The sequence below is a fragment of the Flammeovirga sp. EKP202 genome, assembly GCF_014534745.1.
Classification (GTDB): domain Bacteria; phylum Bacteroidota; class Bacteroidia; order Cytophagales; family Flammeovirgaceae; genus Flammeovirga.
The window spans coordinates 17,987-32,043 of sequence record NZ_JACVVP010000031.1; the positions used below are offsets into that span (position 1 = coordinate 17,987).

At 33.6% G+C, this 14,057-nt stretch carries 12 protein-coding genes; 3 read left to right on the top strand and 9 right to left on the bottom strand.

Features of this window, described 5'->3' with window-relative positions; genetic code table 11:
* Positions 1–64: 64 nt before the first annotated feature.
* Complete coding sequence (gene fahA / locus IC221_RS18205; protein ID WP_188170338.1) at positions 65–1,318, bottom strand: fumarylacetoacetase; 1,254 nt, start codon at positions 1,316–1,318, stop codon at positions 65–67.
* A gap of 184 nt (positions 1,319–1,502) precedes the next feature.
* Between fahA and IC221_RS18210 the strand changes: the two genes are divergently transcribed.
* Both IC221_RS18210 and IC221_RS18215 read left to right on the top strand, forming a co-directional pair.
* Positions 1,503–2,939, top strand: coding sequence for an aldehyde dehydrogenase family protein (locus tag IC221_RS18210; RefSeq protein ID WP_188170339.1), 1,437 nt, complete (start codon positions 1,503–1,505; stop codon positions 2,937–2,939).
* A gap of 108 nt (positions 2,940–3,047) precedes the next feature.
* On the top strand, positions 3,048–3,344 hold the full coding sequence (locus IC221_RS18215; protein ID WP_188170340.1) for a hypothetical protein: 297 nt from the start codon (positions 3,048–3,050) through the stop codon (positions 3,342–3,344).
* Between the two features lie 178 nt (positions 3,345–3,522).
* Here the strand turns inward: IC221_RS18215 and IC221_RS18220 are convergent, their stop codons facing one another.
* The 7 genes from IC221_RS18220 to metG form a co-directional block, all read right to left on the bottom strand.
* On the bottom strand, positions 3,523–4,713 hold the full coding sequence (locus IC221_RS18220) for a DUF418 domain-containing protein (RefSeq protein WP_188170341.1): 1,191 nt from the start codon (positions 4,711–4,713) through the stop codon (positions 3,523–3,525).
* A gap of 242 nt (positions 4,714–4,955) precedes the next feature.
* Positions 4,956–5,318, bottom strand: a complete 363-nt coding sequence (locus IC221_RS18225) for a hypothetical protein (RefSeq protein WP_188170342.1) — start codon at positions 5,316–5,318, stop codon at positions 4,956–4,958.
* A 239-nt stretch (positions 5,319–5,557) separates the two neighbouring features.
* Positions 5,558–6,298 (bottom strand): hypothetical protein, encoded by a 741-nt coding sequence (locus IC221_RS18230; RefSeq protein ID WP_188170343.1) that lies wholly within the window; start codon positions 6,296–6,298, stop codon positions 5,558–5,560.
* A 79-nt stretch (positions 6,299–6,377) separates the two neighbouring features.
* Positions 6,378–7,064, bottom strand: coding sequence for a LuxR C-terminal-related transcriptional regulator (locus tag IC221_RS18235; RefSeq protein WP_188170344.1), 687 nt, complete (start codon positions 7,062–7,064; stop codon positions 6,378–6,380).
* Positions 7,065–7,463: 399 nt separating this feature from the next.
* On the bottom strand, positions 7,464–8,126 hold the full coding sequence (locus tag IC221_RS18240) for a hypothetical protein (protein WP_188170345.1): 663 nt from the start codon (positions 8,124–8,126) through the stop codon (positions 7,464–7,466).
* A 5-nt stretch (positions 8,127–8,131) separates the two neighbouring features.
* Positions 8,132–8,350 (bottom strand): hypothetical protein, encoded by a 219-nt coding sequence (locus IC221_RS18245; protein ID WP_044206154.1) that lies wholly within the window; start codon positions 8,348–8,350, stop codon positions 8,132–8,134.
* Positions 8,351–8,418: 68 nt separating this feature from the next.
* Positions 8,419–10,482 carry a methionine--tRNA ligase gene (gene metG / locus IC221_RS18250; RefSeq protein WP_188170346.1) on the bottom strand — a complete coding sequence of 688 codons (2,064 nt, stop codon included), beginning with the start codon at positions 10,480–10,482 and terminating at the stop codon, positions 8,419–8,421.
* Between the two features lie 355 nt (positions 10,483–10,837).
* Here metG and IC221_RS18255 point away from each other — a divergent pair, with 355 nt between their 5' ends.
* Positions 10,838–11,575 (top strand): cyclopropane-fatty-acyl-phospholipid synthase family protein, encoded by a 738-nt coding sequence (locus tag IC221_RS18255; protein ID WP_188170347.1) that lies wholly within the window; start codon positions 10,838–10,840, stop codon positions 11,573–11,575.
* A 383-nt stretch (positions 11,576–11,958) separates the two neighbouring features.
* Here IC221_RS18255 and IC221_RS18260 read toward each other — a convergent pair whose 3' ends face one another.
* Entirely contained in the window at positions 11,959–13,800 is a 1,842-nt protein-coding gene (locus IC221_RS18260) for a tetratricopeptide repeat protein (protein WP_188170348.1), read from the bottom strand.
* Positions 13,801–14,057: the final 257 nt, after the last annotated feature.

Consider the following 14,057-nt stretch of genomic DNA (forward strand, 5'->3'; position numbering starts at 1 on the left):
TAATGCATTTGATAAAATAATGAAGAGCCAAAAACTTCATTTTGACTCTCCATCACTTCAATTATTATTTCAAGATTTTTCCTACTGCTTCACCGAAACCAATTCTCAATTCACCATTATCACAAAAACCTTTTAAGGTAATGGTATCATTGTCTTCGAGGAAAGTACGTGTTTCTTCACCAATTTGAAGGGGTTCTTTTCCATTCCAAGTGAGCTCCAATAATGAGCCGAAAGAATCTTTGGTAGGACCAGAAATGGTACCTGAAGCACATAGATCACCTACATTCAAATTACAACCATTGACCGTCTGATGGGCCAGTTGTTGTGCCATACTCCAATACAAATACTTGAAATTGGAAGTAGCAATTTTAGCTTCATTTCCACTTTCTGTTTTCAGATGTACTTCCAATTGAATATCAAAAGTAGAAGGTTTATCCGATTGAAGATAAGGTAATGGCATAGGAGACTGATCCGGTCCTTTGGTACGGAAAGGCTCTAGAGCATCCAATGTCACAATCCATGGTGAAACAGTTGATCCAAAGTTTTTTCCCAAGAAAGGACCTAATGGAACATATTCCCATTTTTGAATGTCACGAGCTGACCAATCATTAAAAAGCATCAAGCCAAAAATATACTCTTCTGCTTTGTCTACAGGTACACTTTCTCCTAATGCAGTTGATTTTCCTACCACAAAACCCATTTCCAATTCAATATCCATTCGGTTAGATTTTCCAAAAACAGGAGTTTCAGCTCCCGGAGGCATTTTCTGTCCATTAGGTCTGATGATGGGTGTTCCAGAAACTACTATAGAAGAAGAACGTCCGTGATAACCTACCGGAAGGTGTTTCCAGTTGGGCATTAATGCATTGTCTTTTCCACGGAACATCGTACCTACATTCACTGCATGCTCTTCTGAAGAATAGAAGTCAGTGTAATCACCAATTTGAACAGGCAAGTGCAATGAAGCTTCGTTTTGAGCCACTAATACATTTTTCCCTTCTAAAGAGGTATTTCCTTCCTTTAAGAGTTCAAAAACAATAGAACGTACTTTTTTATGTACCTCTTTTCCTAGACTTATATAAGGATTTAAAACTTCATGAGAGAAAAGCACTTCTGCTTCCTTTATAAAAGAAAAATGCCCTAGCTTGGCTACTTCCACCAAATCCAAAATTTGATTTCCAATTGCAATTCCAGCTCTACGATCTCTTGATGAAGTACTGAAGATTCCAAAAGGTAAATTTTGAATCGGAAATGAAGAGTTATCGGGAACATTCACCCAGGATTGTACCGAAGGATCATTAGTAAGATCAATAGCCATAGTTTATTGTGTTTATGATTTGGTTAGTACATGAAAATTAAGTTTTTAACAAAGAATTATACTTTATCCAAACACTTAATTTAATTTGCATGTTATAAAGATATTAGTGTAATTAACGTAATTCTCACATTTAAAAATAGTGTTTCGCTATTATTTTTAATCAAAACCTTATCACACCTTTATCATGGACACTATAATAGACCTTTCTCCTTCGGAATTAAAAATTGAAGATATATTCATTCAACTTAGAAATAACGCTAAAAATATAAAGGATACTAACGCTAAAGAACGTATACAAAAGCTTGAAAAAATTGAACAATATATCCTTAAGTACCGAGAAGATATTCAAAAAGCTGTTTATAATGACTTCCGAAAAAGTCCAACGGAGGCTGATACCACCGAAATATTGAGTACGTTAGGTCTATTACGTCATGCAAAGAGAAATTTAAGGAAATGGATGAAGCCACGTAAAGTAGGCAGTCCTTTGAATATGTTAGGAACGTCTTCTTACATTCTTCCTGAACCTAAAGGAGTTTGTTTGATTATAGCCCCTTGGAATTATCCTTTTTACTTGGCGATCACACCTCTGGTTTATGCTATTGCAGCAGGAAACACAGTAATGATAAAACCAAGTGAGATTTCGAATCATACTGCCACCTTTATCCAAACGATGATGGATGATCTTTTCCCTTCTGATGAGGTAAAAGTAGTGCAGGGAGGTGTAGATGTTTCTACCGCTTTATTAAAATTAAAATTCAATCATATTTTCTTTACAGGAAGCCCGCAAGTAGGTAAAATTGTGATGCGTGCTGCTGTTGAACATCTTACTTCGGTAACATTAGAATTAGGAGGGAAGTCGCCCGCTGTAATTTGTGAAGATGCGGATCTTAAAGATACCACTGATAAAATGACTTGGGGTAAATTTATAAATGCAGGTCAGACCTGTATTGCACCAGATTACGTATTAATCCCAAAATCAAGAAAAGAAGAATTTATAGAACAAATGTCCAACACCATCAATGAGTTTTACTCTCCAAATGGTGAAGTGGTAAGTGTCTCAGAAGACTTTTGTAGAATTATCAATCACAATCATTTTAACCGACTAAAGAGTATTATTGAAGATGCTGCTGACAAAGGAGCCACTATCATAATGAATGGTGAAATGGATGAGAACACTAAATTTATTCCTCCAACGATTGTTACCAATGTCTCCAATGATATGAAAATTATGCAGGAGGAAATCTTTGGACCAATACTACCTGTAATGGAGTATGAACAATTGGAAGACGCTTTCAATATCATTGAAGAAAAAGAAAAACCATTAGCACTCTATATTTTTGGTAAGAATAAAAAGCTTATCAGAAAAGTACTAAACAACACTACGGCAGGGGGAACTTGTATCAATGAAACAATTCTTCACATCAACAATCCAGAATTACCTTTTGGTGGGGTCAACAACAGTGGAATTGGAAAGTCACATGGAAAGTTTGGTTTTGATGGGTTCTCGAATCAGCGTGCTGTATTAAAAAATAGAATAGGGATGACAACTATTAAAACGATTTACCCTCCTTATGGCAATTTAGCAAAGAAACTTACTGATCTTATGATTAAGTACTTTTAATTAGACTAATTCTATATTTTAACACTTTATTGTTAATAAGATAAAAAATACGTAATATTAAATTCGTAATGCAAACTAATTTTTTAATATTTTTTATTTTTTAGAACGATGAAAAACTTTCTTTTATCTACTACCTTGTTATTTGTATCACTTTTTGCCTTAACAGGGTGTTTCGATGAAGATGATGTTACTCCAGAAGCAAACTGCTTTACTACTTACACTGAGTATATCACAAAGCTTAGTGATCAAAGTGCTGACTTGTGTGCAGTATCCACTGAGTACTTTACTTTCTTGGAAGAAAACAAAAGCTGTATCGCTGAAAATTCTAATGGTACACTTACTGAAGCAGACATCGACTTAGTATTACTTACTAAAGATATTCAAACAGCACTTTACTGTAACTAATTCTTTATTGAGAATAAGTCGATAAATAACTCCGTTAGAGTTATTTTAAAAAGTATTTCAAAGAGCTATCATAATTCATTTTATGGTAGCTTTTTTATTACCTATTCGAAACTAAGTTTACGACGTACTTAGAAAGTAAAACGCTACATCATCCAAGATAATATAGCGTTTTAATTCATTATTTCAGCCAGGTCAACTTATGCCATAGCATTTCAAAAGGACCTTGTTTGTAATGCTTCAACCAAAGTTGACACATTTTTATTTGAGCAATCAGAAAAATAAAACCAATTAACAAACTAAAAGCCACTCCGCATGTATCTGCCAAATGAAATCCGTACCCAAAATATAAAATACCACCAATAATTGACTGTACGATATAGTTTGTCATACTCATCTTGCCATAGGTTTGTAAAGGTCTACAAAGTCTTTTTACTGTATCTGATTTATAAATTAGAATAATGAAAGAGATCCATATTAGTGTAAAACTAAACTTCCACCACATATCAAAAGCAGTTCCTATTGTTCTTTTGATGATTTCAGTTTGATCTCCTCCCATAAAGTGCACTTTGAGGAAATACAATGGAATCATTACTGCAAATGAAACAGCCAATACATTTTTCCATTTATTGTAATGCTTAGGTTTAAATGCTCCTACTTTTCCTAACCAGAAACCAAATATAAATAAGCCCATGGTTTGAATGGCCCTTCCACATTCTATAGCCCAGAGTAATGAAAACTGTTGTCCATAAGTAATATTTCCCCACAATGTTTCTAAGAAGTTTCCTTCTTTAATAATGTCCATTGACGCCTTCCATGGTGCAGCAAACATTCTCACTGCAGGCGTATATTCAGGGTTAAAAATAGAGTAGACGTAATGTAATAAATCAGTGGGTTGTAGTAAGAAAAAGAAAGCTCCAAAAAGTAATGCTTTATTACTCCATTTTCTGACAAAGAATAAAATGACACCCGTCAAAGCATAAAGCATTAATACTTCTCCAGGAAAGAAAGTGGCATTAATCAATGCAAAAAAGGTAAGAGTAAAGAGACGCCATAAGTATCGAGGTCCAAAGTCTTTTCCCGCTTTCGTCTGTTTGTTATTCATCAAATAAAAAGTGAACCCAAACAAAATGGCAAAGATTGAATACGTCTTCCCTCCAAAAAGAAAAAAAGTAAGATCAAATACTCCCGTATTAAGTGTATTCAACCAATCTGGATTTAATGCTTTATCAGGATAATGGTAATAGTTGAAATGTTCAATGTTGTGAATTAACATAATTGCCGCTACAGCATATCCTCTCAAGACATCAATTACATCAATCCTTGATGTAGAAGCTTTGGAGGAAGGTTGGTTTGTTAAAATAGGTTCCATAAAGATTTAGTCATAAAATTGTCGTTTTTCAAAAGTAAAAAATACACTAATAAATATTGATGATATAGGTTAATACAAAAAAATACCCTAGTGCTCAATAAGAGACACCAGGGTAACCTACATACTAAAGTAGAGGTAAAGAAGTGGAGTTGATATTATTTTATTAGAAATCTAATTGAGTCAGCTCAAAACTAAAATCTGCTGAGTTACTGAAAACAATGTTACTTTTTTATGTAAAATTTTTATCTCAAAAATTTTGCTCTGGCAATAGTGCCTTTAGACTCTTTATTGATTTCATTCAACCAGATTTTTGCTTGATCATCTGTCGAAAGGCAGTCATTTTTATGAATAAAGTTGACCGAACCAGAATTATACAGGTCAAATACAGCTACAGCTCCACAATACTGTACTAAAACATATCTTGTTTTATTTTGATATTGATCTCTAAAAGATAAGTCAGGATCAATTCTTGAAAGAAGGCCCATTTTATCTAAATATGCCTCTACTCTTCCATCAAAAAGATTGATGTTTTTTGGCTCTGTTTCTTCAGAGAAGGAAACAAATGAGATAGTGATTAATACAATAGATAATAAAAGATTTTTCATTTTCGTTCTATTTTTAGTTGATTGATTTTCAAGATACAATACAAATATACGACAATAAAGAAACGGTGTTACTTTTTTAAAGTTAATAGATATTATGTAACCATTTCAGCTCATGTTACAAAAATGGGAAACTGACCATCAGATAAAAAAATGGACATCCTCTATTATAAGAGGTGTCCATTTTTAATATCAATTGGGCATATTTTTAAGTTCCTTTCTAATAATGTGGTGTGATAAAATTAAATTTTGGAGCCTTCAAAAGTTCCTTCATCACCCTGCCCGTTTGACCAAGTTCCAAGTATGGAACCATTATCTAAATAAATTGTCCCTGAAGAGTTGATTTGCATCTCGTTTCCACCACTAATATAAATTGATGTTGAGGTAAAAGTACCGTTCTCATTAATTTTTGCATCAAAACGTTCATAATCTTTAGCTGACGAATACTTTCCATACATTACACCTTTCTCGATTTTGAAATACCAATCTGTAATTACTTCTTCAGAAGATGTATAAGAATTTCCATAATATTCTCCATCAAACAAATCTATTCTATCTTCAAATTTTAAACCTTCTAAACTTCCAGTATGTCCATTTTGATTTGACCAAGTACCTGACATCGTACCATTTTCTAATGAAACTGATGCTTTTATTGTAATAGTCAACATTTTCAATTGTCGCATATTGGAATCATCAAATTCAGAAATAGCATTAATAACTCCATTTTCATCAATCCCTCCTTCATATTGTTGATATTGATCGCCTAAATCAAATTTACCAAACAAGATTCCATCTTCAATTTTAATAAACCAATCTGTCATCAATTGATTATCACTGTCATAAATATAACCATGATATTCACCGTTGAATGATGCCATTTTTTCATTTTTCTCTTCTTCTAAAGAATCTTCTTTGTCTTCACATGCCCCAAACAGAATGATTACTATTAGGTAAAGAACATAGGGTATTTTATAGTCTCTCATAATTACTTGCTTTAATGATTATGAAAACAAAATTGATCAAATCGTCAAAAAGAATAAATACCCAACATTGGGTAGATTGTTAGCTTATGGTAAAATCTATTGTCGACTTAATATTAACTTTTTTCTTAATATTTTTCCAATGCGTCCTTACTGTATTAATAGAAATATTCATTAGTTCAGCAATTTCCTTAGGCGTTTTACCTTGGTATTTAAATTCAATAATTTCCTTTTCTCTCTTGGTCAGTGTCTTCATTTCTTTATGAGATTGCAATTGCTCTTTTTGGGCAACACTCTTTGCAGGCTCAATCTCTTTAAAGGATCTCCACTGATCCAACCAATTTCTTGCTTCTTTTTCATCACAAAAAAATCGTGGCATCTTTTCAATCATCAATGATTTATCTGTTTTACCATCGGTCAAACTGTAAAGCAGAAGTAGGTTATATTCTTTTTGTCCTAATACAAGTGCAACGGGATAATTTTGATTACAATCCAAGGGATAAAAGTTATCAGCAAGAATAGTATTGATGATTGGCTTATTCATATTTTCTTCTAACCATTCTATCAATTCACTATCCATATGAATAGTGAGTTTCTGCTGTAACCAAAGGGCTTGTTTGCTTTTAAATGTCAAGGCTATTTCTGTATATTCTGTAATATCTTTTTTAAAAAGCTCAACAGTAGGCGGCGAATCAATCCAATTCAAAATGCATCTTTCGTATTGAGGTTCATAATAGATTTCTAAATAGTTGCTTGAGTAAAGTAGCATTAGTTTTATTAAGATTAGTTTGTTTTAAGATAGGTGTTTCGAATTACAAAATAGATGATCATTCACAACTTAACTTCTTGACTTCCATTATCTAATCTAATTTTAATGCATAATTTTCTTTGTATTATAATAAAAAAAGGCTCTTACAAAGAGTACTTTTTGTAAGAGCCAAATCAACTAATAGTTTGCAAGGTGTGTTATAGCTGATTGTTATTCGTCATTTATTTTGCTGCATCAAACTTGCCTCAAGTAATTATGAAATAACGTGGGTAAAGAATTTTATAACTACTACTATCTTTATTTCCGTTTGTATGATACAAATATACGACAAATAAGAAACAATGTTACTTTTTAAAGTTAATAGATATTATGTAACCATTATTTACAATGTTACCCAAATCAATTATTAATAAGTTTTTCTCTGATTTTTTTGATATGATGAAACTGAGGGCGTCTTTCCAAAAGCAAATCTAACTGCTTCACATAAGCTGCAATGAGATCATGATCGCCTCTGTTTCTTTCATAAAGATGTTGACCTACCAACCAATGTACTCTTTCTGCAATGGACATATTTTGCCCATTGGTTTGATAATGCTGAGGTTGTAGATTGGATAACCTCCAACTACGAATAAAAGCTAGAAAATTAGGTAAGTATTGATTGAAGTGCATCACCAATTCCAGTAGCTGATAAAAAGGTTTTGGCTTTTCTTTTTGTGGATGAAAGGAGAGGGGAGCCAATAAAAGTAAAAGCTGATCTGCCAATTCATATTTTTCTTGCTCCAGTAATGATCTTAGCTCATCATAAAATGACAAGCAAGCACAGTATTGTAATCGATCAGCTTCCGTTGGAATGTATTCGACAAAAGCGGAATAAAGTTCTAAAAACTGTTCGTGTTCATTCTCCTGTTGAGCCACCTTAAGCATATCATAAAGTACCCAAGCCATAGCGGCATGAATCTCTTCATCATTTGGAGATAATTCCAAAAGACCTCTAGCAGTGATAAAGGCTTCTTGATATTTTCCCTCTTCTCTTAAAGTATAAATTTCACGAACTGAATACATAATACTTATTTTCCAAATTTGCCGTTTCTTCTATTACGGTCTCTTTTTGCAGCCTGCTTTGACATAAATACTCTTAATACTAAAAGTAGTGTTGTCAAACCTGCCAATTGAAGGTTTTCCATATATTCTTCACCTCTATCATAGGCATAATAGGCAAGAATAAATAATGAAACTGAAGTAATGGCAAAAATGATATTGACGATGTTTCCGAATCCTTTGCTCATAAGTTTAGTAGTTAATAGTGAGAAAGCCCACGACTAGGTGAAATCGTGGGCTTTATTTGTATTTATAATTAACGAATAATACCTCCTTCCGCAATCTGCGAAGTTGGAGATACAAACGATAATGTTCCGTCTTTGTCTTCAGCCATCAAGATCATACCTTGAGATTCAATACCTCTGATCTTTCTTGGAGCTAAATTCACCAAAATAGAAACCTGCTTTCCGATGATATCCTCTGGAGCAAAAAACTCTGCGATACCACTTACTACAGTTCTTTTATCAATACCCGTATCGACAGTCAATTTCAAAAGCTTTTTCGCTTTCTTCATTTTCTCTGCTTCAACGATAGTACCTACACGAATATCCATTTTCTGGAAATCGTCAAAAGTAGTTTCGTCTTTTTGAGGTTCTACTGGAGTCTGAGAGATTTTAGTTTTCTCTAATTTTTCAATTTGAGCCTCGATCACTTTGTCTTCCACTTTGCTAAATAATAACTCAGCTGGAGCCAAACGATCATAAGCCGTAATCAACTCAGGATTTCCAACTTGATTCCAATCTAATGATTCCATACCCAACATATTTTGGATTTTCTTCGCCGTATTTGGTAAGAATGGATCAATAGTGATGGCTAAATTGGCAGCAATCTGTAAAGACATATTCAAAATCGTCTTCACTAACTCTGGATCTTGCTTAAACAATTTCCAAGGTTCTGTATCTGCCAAATATTTATTACCTAAACGAGCCAATTTCATCGCTTCGATTAAAGCTTCTTTGAATTTATATTGCTCGATTAATTTTTCAACACGAAGAGGAATAGCTTTCATCTCCTTCACAATACCTTCTTCCATTGGAGTAAATTCACCTGCTACAGGTACTTCTCCTTTAAAGTATTTGTGAGTAAGTACAACCGCTCTGTTGATAAAGTTACCTAAAATGGCAACTAGCTCGTTATTCACACGCTCTTGGTAATCTTTCCAAGTAAACTCAGAATCTTTATTTTCAGGAGCAATTGATGTCAATACATAACGTAACTCATCCTCACGGTTAGGAAGATCCTCTAAATACTCATGTAACCAAACAGCCCAATTACGAGATGTTGATAACTTCGCACCTTCAAGGTTTAAGAATTCATTGGCAGGAACGTTGTCCGGTAAAATGAATTCACCATGTGATTTCAATAAGATAGGGAAAATCAAACAGTGGAATACGATATTATCCTTACCAATAAAGTGAACTAATTTCGTATCTGCTTTCTTCCAATAGTCCTCCCAGTTTTTACCTTGAGAAGCCGCCCAATCTTTTGTTGCTGAAATATATCCAATAGGAGCATCCAACCACACATATAAAACTTTTCCGTCTGCACCTTCTACTGGTACCTTCACTCCCCAGTCTAGATCCCTAGTCATAGCTCTAGGTTGTAAACCTTGATCCAACCATGATCTACACTGACCTAAAACAGAGTTTTTCCACTCCGAAGGCGTATGATGTTCTCTACCTTCTAAAGTACCTTCGTTGATCCACTCACGTAACCAATCCTCGTGCTTGTTCATTGGCAAGTACCAGTGACGAGTCGTTTTTAAAACTGGAGTGTTCCCTGTAATCTGAGATTTAGGGTCGATCAAATCAGTAGGGCTTAAAGAAGATCCACATTTTTCACATTGATCACCGTAAGCTGCATCATGACCACACTTAGGACAAGTACCAATAATATATCTGTCGGCTAAGAATTGTTTCGCTTCCTCATCATAGTACTGAGAAGACTCTCTCAATTCAAACTCTCCATTCTCATTTAATGTCTTAAAGAAATCTTGAGCCGTTTCATGGTGAACAGGAGCTGAAGTTCTGTGGAACAAATCAAAAGCAATTCCGAACTTCTTAAATGTATCACCAATTTGTTTATTGTATTTATCAATGATGTCCTGAGGCGTAATTCCCTCTTTTTGTGCACGAATAGTAATCGCAGCACCGTGTTCATCACTACCACAAATAAACGCTACATCTTTTCCCTTCTGACGTAATGATCTTACATAAATATCAGCAGGCAAATATGCACCCGCGATATGTCCAATGTGTAAAGGCCCGTTTGCATACGGCAATGCCGCTGTTACAGTGTATCTATTGTAATGCTTTGACATGGATTGTCTTTAAATTTCTATGCTTTTAAAATGACTAGGCACTCAATTCTTATTACTCAAGTCGATGCAAAGATAAACATTTTGCACTTCTAAATCATCTCCTATTAATACTGATTTACAGATGATTTCAGTATCGGAAATTGAAGTTATTCACACTTTATACTTCAGATTGTTGATAACTCAACGAAAATCATGAATTTTCAATAAAAAAGGTGGAATTTTCAAAAACTTATGAACAGTAATCAAAATTGGTTTGATCCCTAAAAATGAAAATTATACTTTCGGGTATAATTTTCTCAAAACAGCACAAAGGTAATAGTTGTTTACTATAGAAAAATAAAAACTAGTGAATAAAATGCAAAAGGGAGAAGAATGGTTTGATCAATGGTTTAATACACCTTATTATCACATTCTATATCAGAATAGAGATTTTAATGAAGCAGAACAGTTTATGTGTGCACTGTCTGATCATTTGGGAATCTCCAAAAACGACAAAGTACTTGATCTAGCTTGTGGAAAAGGCAGACATTCCATTTTTCTAAACAAACAAGGCTTCGATGTGGAAGGAATTGATCTTTCTACAGAAAGTATTCAACATGCACGTCAATTTGAAAATGACAGATTGAAGTTTAATGTGCATGACATGCGTGAACTCTATAAAGAACAGGAATATAACTTTGTTCTTAACTTATTCACAAGTTTTGGCTATTTCGAAACAGAAGAGGAAGACCTTTCTGCTTTACAGATGATTGCCCATAGCTTAAAAGAAGGAGGCGTTTTAGTACTTGATTATTTTAATACTTATAAAGTAATCAGTAACCTTCCAGAAAAAACAGTGATTGAGCGTCCAGAACTTTCTTTTAATGTGCATAAGTTTCTCAATAATCGTCATGTGATGAAACAAATTGAGTTTACAGATAAAGGAAAGCATTACATATTCACAGAAAGAGTGGAGGCTTTAAGAAAATCAGACTTTTTGGGCCTATTTGAAAAGGTAAAACTAAAAGTTATCAACATTTTTGGGGATTATAAGCTAAATTCTTTCGATAAAGAGACTTCTGACCGTATGATTTTCGTGGTTCAAAAGAGTTAATCACATAATTATATAATTTCAAGATATAAAAAGGGATATTCTTCATTGAGTATCCCTTTTTTTGTTGATATCATTTAATTTTTAAGCTATAAAATTGAATATTTATCCACAAAAAAGAGAAAGTTATTCACAAAACACCTTCACCAGTGTGGATAACTTTCTCTTTTTAGGGAATAAAATGCTTATTCTGTATATTTTATAATGTGAATTGTGAAAATGACCTTATAAACATCGATTTTCAATTACTTACTCACATCATTCTGAATAAATTCTTGATTTTTTAATTATTTGAAGAAATTATAAACCTCTTGTTGACAACAATCGAATAAAAACGATCTAAAAAAAGAATTTATCAACAAAATGAAATGAGAATGTGCTTTAATCTATGATTTATTCACGTTATCACCTCTCAATGCTCTAAATCGTTTACGAGCATCAACTTCATAGCTTGAACCTTTAAACTTAATCAGAATATCCTTGAAGTAGTTCATGGCTGATTCTTTATCATTGAGATGATCTTGATAAATAATTCCCAAGAGATAATGTGCATCATCAGCGAGAATATCATAGCCATAAAACTCGACTATTTCTTTTAAAGGTTCAGTGGCTTGTTCATAATTCCCCAATTTTATTAACAAATGTGCTTTTTCCCAAAGAATTTCATCAGATAAACGGTGTCCTTTGAATTTTACTAACATTTGTTCGTAACTCTCTATGGCTTCCAGATATTTTCCTTGAAATACCAACAAATCAATCGCTGCATACTGTTCCATAGCTAGAGAAGTGGTATCGAGGTTTAAATTGTCACTTATCAACATAGATAGTGCCATAGCATCATTACTAATCGTTCTAGAAGTGGCTAATTTCAAAATATCTAATTGTGACTGTGCCAATAGAAAATCTCCCGTGTAGTAATGCAGCTTTGCATTTTTCAATTTTGCAATGTGTCCAATCGTCATTTCACGATTACTGTTGGCTACTTGTGAATAAAGTAAAGAAGCTTCCCAAGGATTGTCTTGAAGCAAATAGATATCCCCAAGATCTAGCTTCGCTTGTGAAACTAATGACTTTGGAATTGATCGATTGTTGATAAGTTCTTTTAATTCCACAATTGCTTTCTCTTTTTCATCCAAATAAAATGCTTGAAGCAACGCCATATTCCTCAAAGCATCTCCTGTCTGACCGTTTACACCAATTTCATCAATAATTTGTTGATAATCTTTCACTAATGAATTGATCTGATCTTTATCAATAGGGTAGGTGCTCTTAATGATCTCCTCTTTGGTCTCTATCAACAGTTTTCTTGACATTGGGTATACTGCATACTCTTTGTAGCGATCCACCAAATACTGGAAAATCTTAGAGGCATTTTTATAATCTTTATTGTTTTTAGCCAGTCGACCAATTTCTAAAATCTTATATCCTTCTAGTCGAAGACGTTTATCTAACGCTCTAGCTTGTATAAATGCAGCGTAGAACTTCTTCTGCTGTAAGTAATACCAAACGATCAGCTCGTTGAATACCGTCATATTTGCGTTCTTCTGCACCATTGTGAGTAACTGTGGTTCTATAAGCTCAAACTTCTCTTCTGTCGTTAGACGGTCTTGTAAGGCCATTTCAACATATTCAAGCTGATCAGGCTTCACTGACAAAAGCTGCATATACTCATCGATCATCTGTTCGTACTTCCCCCAGTTGGCATAAAGATCAGCCAGCTCGTAGTAAAAAGTCTCTCCTTGGTTCTTCTCACCAACTCTGTAGCATTGTTCAGCGTAGTTATACAATCCCAAATCTATACAGTACAAAGCTGCATACCTTAGCTTTGTTGTATTGTTGGCAACTTGTTTAATATACGTCTCCATGATCTTGTTTCCTGCAAGGGTATCTTTTTCTATCAACTTTACCCTAGCGTAATCCACATTGTACATGGAATTGTCAGGATTATTCTTGGATAGTTTTTTTAAATACTTCTCAGCTTCCTTGAGTTCTTCTTTTTTTAAAAGTAGATCTAAATAGTTTTCATGGATTTGTCCCAGCAGTTCTTTGTTCTTAATCAAGTCCCTGTACAATTCAAGGGCTTTGTCGAATTCTTCCGTTTTATAATATTCCTGGGCTAAGTTTAACTTCTCTTCTGTTTTACTTTGTCCCCAACTGATTTGAGAAATAATAAAACAAAGGAAAAAATAGAGATACGTTTTTTTTTGACCAAATAAGGTTTTCAACATTTCACTCTTTAATAGATTATAAAAAAATAAAAATTTAAAATTCTCTTTTATTATTATTAGGGGTGTTTATAAGTTGATAACTCTACATACCAACAGGTTTTCCTTACTTATAAACATTAATACTAATGCCTTATAAACCGCCTAAACTATTCAAAAACAAAGATTTATAGCGCTTTTCAACAGTATTCACAGCATTATTCACTCAGAAGTTATTCAGTTAATTGGTGTGTTTAAAAGCGCCATTTTTAATCACATCA

What these genes read in the sequence shown, in the direction of transcription:
- IC221_RS18225 (WP_188170342.1), bottom strand. Translation starts at nt 5,318, where the DNA reads ATGAAAAATCTTTTATTATCTATTGTATTAATCACTATCTCATTTGTT.
- IC221_RS18210 (WP_188170339.1), top strand. Translation starts at nt 1,503, where the DNA reads ATGGACACTATAATAGACCTTTCTCCTTCGGAATTAAAAATTGAAGAT.
- metG (WP_188170346.1), bottom strand. Translation starts at nt 10,482, where the DNA reads ATGTCAAAGCATTACAATAGATACACTGTAACAGCGGCATTGCCGTAT.
- IC221_RS18240 (WP_188170345.1), bottom strand. Translation starts at nt 8,126, where the DNA reads ATGTATTCAGTTCGTGAAATTTATACTTTAAGAGAAGAGGGAAAATAT.
- IC221_RS18220 (WP_188170341.1), bottom strand. Translation starts at nt 4,713, where the DNA reads ATGGAACCTATTTTAACAAACCAACCTTCCTCCAAAGCTTCTACATCA.
- IC221_RS18245 (WP_044206154.1), bottom strand. Translation starts at nt 8,350, where the DNA reads ATGAGCAAAGGATTCGGAAACATCGTCAATATCATTTTTGCCATTACT.
- IC221_RS18215 (WP_188170340.1), top strand. Translation starts at nt 3,048, where the DNA reads ATGAAAAACTTTCTTTTATCTACTACCTTGTTATTTGTATCACTTTTT.
- IC221_RS18230 (WP_188170343.1), bottom strand. Translation starts at nt 6,298, where the DNA reads ATGAGAGACTATAAAATACCCTATGTTCTTTACCTAATAGTAATCATT.
- IC221_RS18260 (WP_188170348.1), bottom strand. Translation starts at nt 13,800, where the DNA reads ATGTTGAAAACCTTATTTGGTCAAAAAAAAACGTATCTCTATTTTTTC.
- IC221_RS18255 (WP_188170347.1), top strand. Translation starts at nt 10,838, where the DNA reads ATGCAAAAGGGAGAAGAATGGTTTGATCAATGGTTTAATACACCTTAT.
- fahA (WP_188170338.1), bottom strand. Translation starts at nt 1,318, where the DNA reads ATGGCTATTGATCTTACTAATGATCCTTCGGTACAATCCTGGGTGAAT.
- IC221_RS18235 (WP_188170344.1), bottom strand. Translation starts at nt 7,064, where the DNA reads ATGCTACTTTACTCAAGCAACTATTTAGAAATCTATTATGAACCTCAA.